General features: G+C 70.5%; 9 protein-coding genes. 7 read left to right on the forward strand and 2 right to left on the reverse strand.

What is annotated here, in order from left to right; genetic code table 11:
* Positions 1-5 precede the first annotated feature (5 nt).
* The 6 genes from IXW21_RS00515 (at position 6) to IXW21_RS00540 (ending at position 10171) form a co-directional block, all read left to right on the forward strand.
* On the forward strand, positions 6-692 hold the full coding sequence (locus IXW21_RS00515; protein ID WP_194762298.1) for a hypothetical protein: 687 nt from the start codon (positions 6-8) through the stop codon (positions 690-692).
* Positions 689-2749, forward strand: a complete 2061-nt coding sequence (locus IXW21_RS00520; protein WP_194762299.1) for an alpha-galactosidase — start codon at positions 689-691, stop codon at positions 2747-2749. Before IXW21_RS00515 ends, IXW21_RS00520 begins: the two co-directional genes overlap by 4 nt.
* Positions 2746-3639, forward strand: a complete 894-nt coding sequence (locus IXW21_RS00525) for a family 43 glycosylhydrolase (RefSeq protein ID WP_323742126.1) — start codon at positions 2746-2748, stop codon at positions 3637-3639. The genes IXW21_RS00520 and IXW21_RS00525 overlap by 4 nt, the downstream gene beginning before the upstream one ends.
* Entirely contained in the window at positions 3636-4637 is a 1002-nt protein-coding gene (locus IXW21_RS00530; protein ID WP_323742127.1) for a hydroxyacid dehydrogenase, read from the forward strand. Before IXW21_RS00525 ends, IXW21_RS00530 begins: the two co-directional genes overlap by 4 nt.
* A complete protein-coding gene (locus IXW21_RS00535; protein ID WP_194762300.1) occupies positions 4637-6238 on the forward strand; it encodes a glycoside hydrolase family 43 protein in 1602 nt (533 codons plus the stop codon). Before IXW21_RS00530 ends, IXW21_RS00535 begins: the two co-directional genes overlap by 1 nt.
* Positions 6239-6331: 93 nt before the next feature.
* Positions 6332-10171, forward strand: coding sequence for a carbohydrate-binding protein (locus IXW21_RS00540; RefSeq protein ID WP_194762301.1), 3840 nt, complete (start codon positions 6332-6334; stop codon positions 10169-10171).
* 87 nt (positions 10172-10258) lie between these two features.
* Here the strand turns inward: IXW21_RS00540 and IXW21_RS00545 are convergent, their stop codons facing one another.
* Together IXW21_RS00545 and IXW21_RS00550 are read right to left on the reverse strand one after the other, a co-directional pair.
* Positions 10259-11347: a LacI family DNA-binding transcriptional regulator gene (locus IXW21_RS00545; RefSeq protein ID WP_194762302.1), complete on the reverse strand. Its 1089-nt coding sequence runs from the start codon at positions 11345-11347 to the stop codon at positions 10259-10261.
* Between the two features lie 64 nt (positions 11348-11411).
* Positions 11412-11633, reverse strand: coding sequence for a multidrug transporter (locus IXW21_RS00550; RefSeq protein WP_194762303.1), 222 nt, complete (start codon positions 11631-11633; stop codon positions 11412-11414).
* 265 nt (positions 11634-11898) lie between these two features.
* Between IXW21_RS00550 and IXW21_RS00555 the strand changes: the two genes are divergently transcribed.
* Positions 11899-12543, forward strand: coding sequence for an MIP/aquaporin family protein (locus tag IXW21_RS00555; protein ID WP_194762304.1), 645 nt, complete (start codon positions 11899-11901; stop codon positions 12541-12543).
* Positions 12544-12604 lie beyond the last annotated feature (61 nt).

Below are 12604 nucleotides of genomic sequence, written 5' to 3' on the forward strand. Positions count from 1 at the left end.
CGACCGTGACCATCTCGCGTCTCGGCCGGCTGCTCGGCTACGACGGCATCATCGCGACCCTGCTGCTCGGGGCGTTCCGGTACTTCCTCGTCTCGCTGTCGTTCGTCGCGTGCCTCGTGCCGATGCTGGCGTTCCAGGCGCTCGTCGGCTGGCAGGCGACGCACCTGGCGCTCTGGCTGGGCGCCGCCGCCGTGCTGCCCGTCGCTCCGGCGCTGCACGGTCTGAGCAGGGCCGCCGCCGCCCTGCTCGATTCGGAACCGCACGGGGCACAGAGCTTCTGGCGCGGATTCGCGGATGCCGTGCGCCACCGCTGGGGTTCGGCCCTGACGCTGAGCGCCGCGGTGCTCGTGCTCGGCTACGACGTCGCCCTGCTCGGGGCGGATGCCGGTGTGCTGCTGGGCGCCGTCGCCGTGGCCGCCGTCGTCGCCGCGACCGTCGTGGCGGGGGCCTTCCTGTCGGATTCCCCCCTGCGCGGTGCCGCGTTCGCGCTCGCCGCCGCGCGCATCGTGATGCAGCGCCCCCACCTCGCGCTCGTCTGGCTGCTGCTCGCCGGTCTCGCGGCGCTCGCCACCTCGCTGCCGGTCGTCGGTGCGGTCGCCTGGATGTCGATGCCGGCGCTCGCCGCCGTGGCGGCGACGATCTGCGCACGCACGCTCGGGTTCGACAGCGCACGCGAGCGGGTCGGCGCATGATCGCCCGCATCGGTGGTTTCACGATCGCCGGAGGCTCCGAGGGGCCGGTGACGCTCGCCCTGGGAGACGGACACCCGGCGGCGCTCGTCGAGATCTTCACCGCCACCGAGCAGCGCGCGCGCACCAGCCAGGCGTACGTGCGCTCGGCAGTCGGTGCGCGGCTGCGCCTCGAGAAGGCGGATGCCGAGCAGTCGCCGGATGCCGACACCCTCACGCTCGTGCAGCGCGACCCGCTCACCGGGCTCGAGGTGACGAGCACGCTCGCCCTGTCGGGCACCGCCGTGCGCGTGCAGCACACGCTGCGCGGCACCGCGGCCGAGCCGGTCATCGTCACCGCGGTCAGCTCGGCGACCGTCGGCGTCGGCGCGGGGCCGCACGCGGGGGAGGAGTATGACCTGCTCACCGCGCGCAGCGAGTGGCTGGCCGAGAACCGCTGGCACCGTCGCGCGCTCGCCGATGAGCTGCCGCCGCTGTCGCTGCCGATCCACGCGCAGGACGGTCGGGGCCACGCGACCCTGACCAGCCACGGCGCGTGGTCGACGGGCGAGCACCTGCCGGTCGGCGCCGTGGTGCACCGAGACGGCTCGGCCCTCGCCTGGCAGATCGAGAGTGGGGCAGGCTGGCACGTCGACCTGAGCCAGGGACTCGAGGGACTGACCCTCTCGCTACTCGGCCCCACCGATCTCGAGCACCAGTTCGCCCACGCGCTCGGGCAGGGCGACGAGTTCGTCACGGTGCCGGTCGCGCTCGCCGCCTCGGCGCAGGGTCTCGACACATCTCAGCCGATCACGGGCTTCGAGCGCGCGATCGCCGCGCTGACCTCGCACCGCCGCGCGATCCGACGCGTCGACGGTCCCGATCTGCCGATCGTCTACAACGACTTCATGAACACGCTCATGGGGCAGCCCTCCTCCGAGGCGCTGCGCCCCCTGATCAGCGCCGCCGCCGACGCCGGGGCCGAGGTGTTCTGCATCGACGCCGGCTGGTTCGCCGACCCCGCGATCGGGGACTGGTGGGACACGGTCGGCGAGTGGCAGGAGGCCGCGAGCCGGTTCGACGAGCACGGACTGCACGGCATCATCGACGAGATCCACGCCGCGGGCATGAGATCAGGTCTATGGCTCGAGCCCGAGGTCGTCGGGGTGAGCAGTCCCGTCGCGCAGACGCTGCCCGACGAGGCGTTCTTCCACCGGTTCGGCGTGCGCGTGCGCGAGCACGACCGGTACCACCTCGACTTCCGTCACCCTGCGGCGCGGGCGCACCTCGACGAGACCGTCGACCGGATCGTGCACGACTACGGGGTCAGCTTCCTGAAGCTCGACTACAACATCAACCCCGGCGCGGGCACCGCGTGGCAGGCGACCGCGGCCGGCGACGGCCTGCTCGGTCACATCCGCGCGGTGGGCGACTGGCTCGATGAGGTGCAGCAGCGGCATCCTGAGCTCCTGATCGAGAACTGCTCGTCGGGCGCGATGCGCGCCGACTACGCCCTGCTCTCGCGCACACATCTGCAGTCGACCACCGACCAGCAGGACTTCCGCCTGTATCCGCCGATCGCGGCATCCGCCCCCGCATCGATCCTTCCGGAGCAGGCGGGCAACTGGGCCTATCCGGCCGTCGGGATGACGGATGCCGAGACGGCGTTCACGCTCGTGACCGGTCTCAGCGGACGGCTCTATCTCTCGGGCTTCCTGGGTGCACTGCGCTCCTCGCAGCGAGCGCTCGTGGCCGAGGCCGTCGACCTGCACAAGGCGCTGCGTGGCCGGCTGTCGACGAGCGAGCCGTTCTGGCCCCTCGGGTTGCCGGCGTGGGACGACGATGTGGTCTGCCTCGGTCTTCGCGACCAGGAGCAGACTCTGCTCTTCGTGTGGGACCGCTCGGAGGAGCCGAACACGGTCACGATCCCCGGTCCTGCCGGCGTCGAGACGCTGTTCCCCGCGGCCTCGAGCCCCGACGCCCACGGCTGGGGAGCCGAGATCGTCGACGGCGGCATCCGCCTCTCGACGGACGCAGGACTCGGTGCCCGCGTCCTGCGGATCAGGGAGGTGCGCTCGTGACCACCACGATCCGCACCGGCGAGCTGTTCACCGACGACCGCGGGCGCATCGCCCAGCTGCACGGCATCGGCATCCAGCGCGTCGGCGCGCACTGGTACGCCTGGGGAGAGGACAAGACCGCGGGCGACCGGTTCACGGCGGTGGCCTGCTACCGGTCCGCCGACCTCGCGAACTGGGAGTACCTCGGCGACGCGCTCGCGGCGGGCACGGGAGATCTGGCCCCCGATCGCATCGTCGAGCGTCCCAAGGCGCTGCGTCGCCCGGACGGACGCTGGGTGCTGATCCTGCACATCGAGAGCGCCGACTACTCCGACGCCAGGGTCGGGTACGCGATCGCCGACCAGCCCCAGGGGCCCTACGACTATCTCGGCAGCGAGCGTCCGCTCGGCAACATCAGCCGTGACATCGGGGTCTACCAGGAAGACGGCATCGGGTACCTGCTCTCCGAGGACCGGGAGAACGGACTGCACATCTACCGGCTCCGCGAGGACTACTGCGGCGTCGAGTCGGTCGTCGCGACGCTGCGTCAGCAGGATCGTCCGGAGATCGGGTACGAGTCGCCGACCCTCGTGCGTCACGACGGCGTCTACTTCCTGTTCGGGTCCGACCTCACCGGCTGGGACCTCAACGACAACAAGTACTCGACCGCTCCGGCGCTCGAGGGGCCGTGGTCGCCGTGGTGCGACATCGCCCCCGCGGGCACGCGCACGTTCGACTCGCAGGTCAGCGTGGTGCTGCCGGTCGACGGCGGGCACGTCTACATCGGCGACCGCTGGGATCGCGACGATCTGGCGGCATCTGCTCCGGTCTGGCTGCCGTTGCGCGTCGAGGAGGGTCGCGCCGAACTCGTCTGGCGCGACGACTGGAGCATCGAGGAGCTGAAGAAGTGAACGCCCGACCCCGCGCGATCGTCGCGATGAACCCGCCGGCGCTCGCCGAGAACCTGTTCGGCCCGCATCGCGCCCGACTGTCGGGCCTGGTCGACGTGCCCGCAGAGGTGCTCACCGAGTTCGAGAGCGATCACGCGTCGCGTCTGCTCGGCGACGCCGAGGTCCTGCTCGCCGGGTGGGGCTGCCCCCGGGTCGACCGCGCGATGCTCGACCGCATGCCGCATCTGCGCGCCGTCGTCTTCGCGGGCGGAAACGCGAGCGCCGTGCTCGACACGGTCGAGGCCACGCTTCGCGGCATCGTGTTCACGAACGCCGGCGAGGGCAACGCGCAGGCGGTCGCCGAGTACACCGCGGCGACGATCGTGCTCGCCGGCAAACGCGCACGCTATGCCGAGCAGATCTACCGCGAAGGCCGTGCGTTCGTCGACCGCGAGGCCGATCTGCTCGACACCGGCAACTTCGGGCGGACGGTCGGCCTGGTCGGCGCCTCGCGCATCGGCCGGCGGGTGGCTCAGCTGCTGCTGGCCACCGACCTGCGGGTGCTGATCTACGACCCCTACGCCTCGGAGGAGGAGATCATCTCGCTCGGCGGGCTCAAGGTGACGCTCGACGAGCTGCTCGCGGCATCCGACATCGTCTCGCTGCACGCACCGGCCACGCTCGAGACCGCGCACATGATCGCCGCGCAGGAACTGGCGATCATGCGCGACGGCGCCGTGCTCATCAACACCGCGCGCGGCTCGCTGATCGACCACGATGCCCTGCGCACGCACCTGCGCTCGGGGCGCATCGACGCGATCCTCGACGTGACCGAGCCCGAGCCGCTCGCGGCCGATGACGAGCTGTGGAGCCTGCCGAACGTGACCCTCACCCCGCACATCGCAGGTGCCACGGGCAACGAGCTGCATCGCCTCGGGCGTGACGTGATCGACGAGGTCGCCCGTTTCGTCGCGGGCGAGGCCTTCGTCGGCTTCGAGCGGGTGCCGGGGGTCGTGTGATGGGCGTCGTGCGCAATCCGATCCTGCGCGGATTCAATCCCGACCCCTCGATAGTTCGGGTCGGCGGCGACTACTTCATCGCCACGAGCACGTTCGAGTTCCACCCGGCGGTGCGCATCCATCACTCCACCGACCTCGTGCACTGGACGGTTCGCGGGCATGCGCTCGACGAGGGCTTCGACCTGCGGGGCGTTCCCGATTCGGGTGGCGTGTGGGCGCCGAGCCTCTCGCACTCCGACGGCCTCTTCTGGCTCGCGTACTCGGTCGTGCGATCGATGGACGGCGACGACAAGGACATCGACAACTACCTCGTCACGGCCGAGAGCATCGAGGGGCCGTGGAGCGAGCCCGTGCATCTCGGCTCGCGCGGATTCGACTTCTCGTTCTTCCACGACCCGGACGGGACGCACTGGATCGTCGGTGTGCAGTGGGACCAGCGGCCCGAGCATCCCTCGTTCGCAGGTCTCGTGCTCGAGCAGTATCTGCCGGACGAGAAGCGCACCTCGGGGACGGCGACCGTCATCCACCGGGAGTCGACGCTGGTCGAGGGCCCCAACCTCTATCGCGTCGGCGACTGGTACCACCTGCTGATCGCCGCGGGCGGCTCCGGGTGGAACCATGCGATCACGGTGGCGCGCTCACGTCAGATCACCGGCCCCTATGAGCGCGACGCGCAGCCGTTCGTGCTCACGAGCCGCGATGCGCCCGGGATTCCGCTGCAGAAGGCGGGGCACGGCGAGCTCGTGCAGACGCCGAGCGGGGAGTGGATGCTGGTGCACCTCGCCAGCCGGCCGACGCTGCATCTCGGCGAGCGCTACAGCACCCTCGGACGCGAGACCTGCCTGCAGCGGGTCGTGTTCGACGACGGCTGGCTGCGGCTGGCGCACGGCGGGCATCACGCGGCCGTGCAGGTCGACGTGCAGGGAGAGGTGGGTGGGGACGTGGTCGACGGACCCGCCCGCGGTTTCGACGAGCGCTTCGCCGCCCCTGAGCTCGACTCGAGGCGCTGGTCGACTCTGCGCGCCGCGCTCGCGCCCGGCGTCGCCGACCCGGCAGCGCGGCCCGGCTGGCTGCGCGTGCGCGGCGGTCACTCGCCGGCATCCGTCTTCGCGCAGTCGATGATCGTGACCAGGGTCGAAGAGCATCAGGCCGTCTTCGACGCCACGATCGATGCCGAGCCCACGAGCACGCGCGAGCTCGCCGGTGTGATCGCCTGGTACGACCGCAACGGCTGGATCTGGCTGCAGTTGGGCTGGGATGCCGAGAACGGCCGGCATGTCCGCGTCGTGAGCCGCGACGGTTCGCGCACCACGCGTTCCGCTCCGGTCGCGGTGCCCGAGGCGGCGGTGCGGATGCGGGCGGCTCTCGACGGACCCGCGCTGCGATTCGCGGTGACCGGGGTCGGTGACGATCGCTGGATCGAGGTGCCGGGCGTGCACCCGGCCTGGACGCTGTCGGACGACCACGGCGACCGGCTGCGGTTCACCGGCCTCTTCGTCGGCATCCGCGCCGATGATCTCGACGGTCGCGGGTGGTCGGCTGACTTCAGCGACGTCTCGGTGCGGTTCGCGGACGACGACGCTTCTGCGGGGGAGGACTGACCCTCCCCACCTGAACACCTGAACGTCGCGAAGTTCCTGCTTGTGCATGCCCTCGCGCCGTCGCTCGACGGCGCCGTCACGGAAGAGAGATCGATGAAGATCGAACGACGCAGCATCCGAAAGACGGTCGGTGCGCTGACCGCCGGGGTGATCGCCCTCAGCGGGGCGCTCCTCGTCGCGCCGCCGGCCGCCGCCGCATCCCCGATCGCGGCGGCCCCCGCCGCATCCGCCTCCGTCCCCGCCGCCTCCGGATCCGCACCCGAGATCGTCGAGACCGTCAGCGATGCCGGCTTCGCGCATCCGGGAATAGGCTTCACGGCCGACCACCTCGAGAACATGCGCACGCAGGTGCTCGCCGGGGTCGACCCGTGGGCGAGCTACTACGACGCGATGGTCGACACCCGCTACGCCGCGCTCGACTACCGCGTCGAGAACGCGCAGCCCGGCACCGACGTCCCGAAGAACGACGCGTATGCCAGCGTCTCGATGCGGTCGATGGCGCAGCGTGACGGCATCGGTGTGATGACCCAGGCGCTCGAGTACGTCGTCACGGGCGACGAGCGGTACCGCGCGAACGCCCTGCACGGGCTGCGGGCGTGGAGCAGCCTCGACCCGGCGAAGTACGAGTACTTCGCCGACGCCCACATCCACACCGGCGTGCCGCTGTACTACATGCTGATCGCGGCAGAGCTGATCCGCAGCACCGAGCCGGCCGACGCCGACCTCGACGGGTACGACCTGCGGTGGACGGATGCCGACCAGCAGCGCATCGAGGACAATCTGATCCGCCCGGTGCTCGAGACCTTCCTGTCCTCGAAGAACCGGCTCTGGAACCAGCACCTCTACGGGGTGATCGGCATGATCTCGGCGGCGATCTTCCTCGACGACGCCGACCTCTATGCCGAGCGGGTGGAGTGGTTCACGGTCAATGCCGGATACGAGAGCGAGCACGACCTCTACGGCGGCAACGTGAACGGCTCACTGAAGCAGCTGTTCCGGGAGATCTCCGCGGATGCGGCCGGCAACACGACCGGCCAGCCGTTCGTGCAGCACATGGAGATGCTGCGTGACCAGGCGCACGGCCAGGGTGACGTCGACCTCTTCGTCGCCCTGGCCCGCATCGTCGACGCGCAGGGCACGAAGGTCGATCCGGATGCCGGAACCGTGTCGGAGGCAGCGGACGCGGTCTCGCCCTACGACTTCCTCGACCACCGCATCCTCGACGGCGCCGACACCTTCTACGCATTCATGATGGGCGAGGAGGTCCCCTACGTTCCGGCGAACGAGGGCGGAGCGATCTCGCAGGCGTACCGCGGCCGGCTGCAAGATCCGCTGAGCGAGGCGTATCTGCAGTATCGCTACGTCGCCGACGTCGATGTCGCCGCCGAGGCGCCCCATGTCGCCGAGCTCTACGAGCAGCGCGACGGGCCGCTGTACTACTACGGCACCGGCGTGCAGAACTTCTGGAACGACCGCGGCTCCGACTACACCGGTGCCGAGTATTGGGTCGCGTTCCCCGAGGAGCTCGCCGAGGTCGACGACTCGGTCGCACCGCTCGCGCCCGGTGCCGAGCTCTCGGTCGAGACCTTCGGCACCCCGCTCGGCGCGGGCGCCTCGCGGGACGAGGATGCCGACGGTGCGTCGTTCATCCGGCTCGATGCCGGTGCCGACGATGCGAACCTCGCGATCAGGCGTGCCGTCTGGGGCGACCGGGCCGCCGCCCAGTCGCTGGTGGGGGTGAAGGTGCGCAGCGACGGCACTGCGCGTCTGCTGGCCTCGCGTACTGCGGACGAGCCGCCGTTCGCCGAGATCGTCGTGCCCGACACGGGTGGTGAGTGGCGCTACGTCTGGCTGGATCTGGCGCTCGCGAAGACTCCCGCGGCGGTCGGCGACAACATCCTGTTCCTGCGTGCGACGGGGGCGGATGCGCAGGTCGACGTCGCGGGGCTGCTGGCGCAGGCAGGCGGAGTGCTCACGCCGCCGGCGTTCACGGATGCTCCCGCACTCGATGCCGTGCTGGTCGCGGGTGAACCCTGGACGCGCGCAGTCGAGACGACGGATGCCGCCGGCGAGACCGTCACGCTCTCGCTGCAGGATGCCCCCTCGGGGGTGGCGCTGCAGGGTGACGAGCTGAGCTGGACGCCGTCGCAGCCGAGCGCCGCGGCGATGACGCTCGCGGCATCCGACGGCACGACGGTGACGGCGCTGCCCGTGACGCTCACTGTCGCCGAGAGTCGCGATGCGGCGATCACCGAGCTGGTCGACCGCGTCGGCGAGAGCGCGGACTACACCTCGGCGAGCTGGACGCGGTTCCTCGAGGCACGTGCGGGTGCCGAGCAGGGAGTGGCGGGTGCGGATGCCGCGGCCTTCTCGGCACTGCTCGAGAGTCTCGGCGATGCCGTGTCGGGACTCGTGACGCTGAACCCCGTGCTGGCCGACGGCACGCTCGACTACCGCACGCTCGTGAGCGCTCCGCCGCTCACGGCCGCGCAGCTGACCGCCATCACCGACGGTGACAACCAGACGAGCTGGGGAGACCAGCGCGTGCCGAACATCGTGTTCGACTTCGGCTCGGCGTTCCGCGTCGATGCCGATCGGTTCGGCTTCCAGGCGAGGGACACGTTCCCGAACCGCGCCGAGGGCACGAACGTCTACGGCTCGAACGACGCAGCCACGTGGACGCTGCTCACCGAGCATCCGAACGGGGGTCAGGACTCCTCGATGGAGTGGGTCGAGGTTCGCGCCGAGGCACGTGACCAGGCGTTCCGCTTCGTGAAGTTCCAGGTCGACGAGCCCGGCGTCCCGTCGGACCCGGCGTACCCGGGCATCTGGAGCATCGCCGACATCCGCATCGACGGATCCCGCATCGAGGCCGTCGGGTCGATGGACACCGTCTCGATGTCGTCTGCCGACGCGGTCGCCGGGCGCGTGGTCGCCGGTGACGAGGTGGCGCTGTCGATCAGCGGTGACCCCCGCTCGACGGATGTCGCCGTGACGGTGCTCGGGGTGCCGGCCTCGGTCACCTCGCCCGAGCCCGGGCAGTGGGTCGCGCGGGCCGCGCTGCCCGACAGCACGGCGGCGGGGTCGGGGGTCGGGTTCACGCTTGACTTCACGACGGCCGACGGGCGACAGGCCGACACGGTGTACGCCACGACCGACGGATCGAAGCTGTTCCTGTCGAGCGATGACGGACGCGTCGACTCCGCGTTCCGGGAGGCGACGGTGCTGCGCCCCGACGGAGTCGTCGACGCCGCCTGGACGCAGTACACGGCCAGGATGCTCGACGGAGATCCGGCGACGCACTCCGACACCCGGCTCAACTCGGGCACCTACGGGAACGTGTGGGACTTCGGTGCTGACACGACCGTGTCGCTCCGCGGGGCCGACCTGCTCGTGCGTCAGGACGGGTACGGCACCTCGCGCATCGCGGACATGCGTCTGGAGGGATCGAACGACCTGCAGTCGTGGACGCGGCTCACCCCTGCGGCGCCCGTGAAGACGCTCGACTGGCAGCAGTGGACGGTGGCGGACGACACGGCCTTCCGCTACATCCGGCTGGTGAACGGTCAGATCCTGAACGTGGCGGAGCTCATCGTGTTCGGCGAGGTCACGACGGCCCCCACGGTGCCCGCCTGGGATCCTGCTGCGGTCTACGACTCCGGTGACGAGGTGTCGCACGACGGATCCGTGTACACCGCGCAGTGGTGGACGCGGAACGAACGGCCCGGCAGCACCGCGACCGGGTCGTGGATGCAGCAGGGCGCCCCGGTGCCCGAGGCGGGCGATGACGTTCGTGCGTGGACACCGTCATACGTCTACGTCGGCGGAGAGACGGTCGCGCACGAGGGGCACACCTTCCGCGCGGCCTGGTGGACCAGGAACCAGGAGCCGGGTGACCCGCACGGTCCGTGGCAGGATCTCGGGGCGTACTGAGGCTGCGAACGTGAGCGGTGCGGTCGGAGTTCTCCGGGCGCACCGCTTTGTCGCCGTGTCTGCGCTCCGCGGGGCGTCGTCCGGTTCTCAGGCCCGCACGGGGCCGGTCGAGCCGCGGACGATGAGTTCGCTCGGCAGCACCACGGCGCCGTCGTAGGCCCCGCCGACGGCGATGCGTCCGGCGAGCTCCCCGACGTCGTGGAACGGCGCCCGCACCGTCGTGAGCGAGGGCGTCAGGTCGGCCACGAGCTGCATGTCGTCGAAGCCGACGACCGAGATGTGCGCCGGAATGGCGATGCCCGCCTCGTGCAGCGCACGACAGACGCCCACCGCCATGACGTCGGTCTGGCACACGATGGCGGTGACGTCAGGGTGGCTCTCGAGGAATGCGACGGTGGCGGCGGCGGCCTCATCGGAGGAGTTGCCGCTCTGCACGGCCAGCGCGGCGTCGAACTCGATCCCGGCACCGGCGAGTCCGTCCTGATAGCCGAGGAAGCGCTGGTGAGGGGTGGTCATCTCGTCGAGCGAACCGACGAAGGCGATGCGGCGATGTCCGAGCTCGACGAGATGCTCGACGCCGCTCTGCACCCCACCACGGTGGTCGTAGTCGATCGATGCGATCTGCGGGTGATGGGGGAGTGCGGCACGGCCGCACAGGATCAGCCGGGCACCCACCCGTGCGAGGGTGGCCGCGTACCCCTGCGCGCGCTGCTCGAACTCCTCATTCGCGGGCGTCGACCCGACCAGCAGCACCGCGGCGACCCGCTGCTCGCTGAGAGTCTCGATCAGGGCGGCCTCCCGGTCGACGTCGCCGCCGGTCGTGCACATCGTGAACAGGTGGCCGTTCGCGGTCGCGACGTCTTCGGCGCCGCCGGCCATCGTGGCGAATGTGGGGCCGACCATGATGCTCGACACGAACGCGATGCTGCGACGTCCGACACCCATCATCGACCGGGCGAGACCGTTGACGACGTAGCCGAGCTCCTCGGCGGCGGCCAGCACGCGAGCGTGACTCGCCGACTTGCCCGCGGCCCTTCCCGCGAGCACGCGGGAGGCGGTGGCGCGCGAGACCTCGGCCAGTCGGGCGACATCGGCGAGAGTCGCTCCACCGCCGCGCTCCGGACCGGGCGAGGTTCCCCGGCGCGCGGGGATGTCGTCGTCGAGAGCGGTGGTCACAAGGGCAATCTACCCCGGAGTCGAGGCGCGGCCGCAGCGGACGCGCAACTAGTTCCGGGTGCTCCTACTCATCTTCGGCGTCGACGCCCGGCCCGGGGCCGGGCCGCACCGCGGCATCATCGAGGATGTCGATGCGCGTGCTGCCGTCATGCTCCGAGACCTCGACGCGCGGTGCGGCGTCGGCCTCCGTGGCATCCGGTGCAGAGGTCAGCTGGTCGTGCCGCTTCTGCTCACGGGACATCCCGTCGTGGCTCTCGTGGCTCTCGTGGCTCTCGTGGTGGGTCATGTCTCGACCATAGGAACGCACGGGTGGGGCGACGACGGGGTTGACAGAATGCATCCGCAGGTGGTGACTCGCGCGCGCGCTCAGGGCGATACATCAGCATCCCGACATGCTTGGTCGCTCGCGGTTTCCCACTGCCGCGCGGCGCTGCGGCGGCGGTTCGTCACGCCACTAGATTCAGGCTCGCACTGGAGGGGGCATCGGCCGCGGCACGCGCGCCGAGGGGCTCTGTCACCCTCCTTCGACATCCAGAAAACGGGGAACACGCATGACCGGAACACCTCGGAAGGCAGTTGCAGAAGCGATCGCGACCTTCCTCTTCGTCCTCGCCATCATCGCGGCGGTGAACAGCGAGAGTCCGCTGACTCCGCTCGCGATCGGCTTCACGCTCGCCGTGCTCGTCTACTCGACCGGGCACATCTCTGGCGCGCACCTCAACCCGGCCGTCTCGGTCGGCGTCTTCCTGCGTGGCGGCCTCAGCGTGGTCGACTTCGTCTCGTATCTCGTGGCCCAGTTCGTCGGCGGCACGCTCGCCGCGCTGGCGAGCCTCGCGGTCTGGCCTGCCGGCGGAGAGGCCAAGGTCATCGAGGTCGGCCCGGCGTTCTTCGTCGAAGCGCTGTTCACGCTGATCCTCGTGTGGGTCGTGCTCAACACCGCCACGTCGAAGGACACCGACGGCAACTCGTTCTACGGAATCGCGATCGGTGGCACCGTCTTCATCGGTGCGGCCACCGTCGGGTCGATCTCGGGCGGTGGCTTCAACCCGGCCGTCGCCCTCGGACTCTCGGTCGGCGGCTACTTCGACTGGGCGTCGCTGTGGCTCTACATCGTCGCCCCGGTGGTCGGCGGCGTCATCGCGGCTGTGCTCTTCCGCCTGCTCAACACCGACGACGCCAAGAAGATCGGCGCGTAGCCGTCGAGTGCCGATTCGAGCGCCGCGTCCTCCTCGGAGGGCGCGGCGTTCGTGCTTCCAC

Source organism: Microbacterium sp. UFMG61, assembly GCF_015354505.1.
In the GTDB taxonomy this organism is placed as follows: domain Bacteria; phylum Actinomycetota; class Actinomycetes; order Actinomycetales; family Microbacteriaceae; genus Microbacterium.